Genomic DNA, 454 nt, shown 5'->3' on the forward strand with positions numbered 1-454 from the left:
GTACCGGGCCGTCGACAGCCGGGGCCGCACTGTCGATTTTTATCTCTCCTCCCGTCGTAACAGCAAAGCTGCATACCGGTTTCTGGGTAAAATCCTCAACAACGTGAAGAAGTGGCAGATCCCGCGATTCATCAACACGGATAAAGCGCCCGCCTATGGTCGCGCGCTTGCTCTGCTCAAACGCGAAGGCCGGTGCCCGTCTGACGTTGAACACCGACAGATTAAGTACCGGAACAACGTGATTGAATGCGATCATGGCAAACTGAAACGGATAATCGGCGCCACGCTGGGATTTAAATCCATGAAGACGGCTTACGCCACCATCAAAGGTATTGAGGTGATGCGTGCACTACGCAAAGGCCAGGCCTCAGCATTTTATTATGGTGATCCCCTGGGCGAAATGCGCCTGGTAAGCAGAGTTTTTGAAATGTAAGGCCTTTGAATAAGACAAAAG

At 52.0% G+C, this 454-nt stretch carries 1 pseudogene; it reads left to right on the plus strand.

The features are described from left to right. Window positions 1-433: pseudogene (locus tag JG676_RS07995) on the plus strand (IS6-like element IS26 family transposase); the annotation flags it as partial. Window positions 434-454: the final 21 nt, after the last annotated feature.

The sequence above is a fragment of the Campylobacter sp. 2018MI34 genome, from assembly GCF_016598975.1.
Taxonomy (GTDB): Bacteria; Campylobacterota; Campylobacteria; order Campylobacterales; family Campylobacteraceae; genus Campylobacter_D.